The 281-nt window shown below is 64.4% G+C and carries 1 pseudogene; it reads right to left on the minus strand.

Annotated features, from left to right (window positions below):
• Positions 1–202: pseudogene (locus BFF77_RS36375) on the minus strand (chitosanase); the annotation flags it as partial.
• Between the last annotated feature and the right edge of the window lie 79 nt (positions 203–281).

Raw genomic sequence — 281 nt, forward strand, 5'->3', positions numbered from 1 at the left:
GATCCCGGGCCTTGAGGGAATTGGGCATCATGCCGAGCCACAACTCCCCGAAGAGGAAGGGCACTTCGAGTCCCGATACACGCGGCGAGCCGTCCTTGCGGAGAGTCGCGAGGACTTGGTGGGGATGCTTCTGGAATCGCCGCCGCACGGTGTCGGCGAAGTCCGGTTCCGCGGATCGGAAATCCGCCCAGGTGAAAGTCATGGCCCCAGCCAACCGTCCATACCCGACATCTTCTGTCAGGTTTCACCGGGGGTTCCCGCGGAATTTCGCCGGCGCCCGG

Source organism: Streptomyces lushanensis, assembly GCF_001700515.1.
In the GTDB taxonomy this organism is placed as follows: domain Bacteria; phylum Actinomycetota; class Actinomycetes; order Streptomycetales; family Streptomycetaceae; genus Streptomyces; species Streptomyces lushanensis.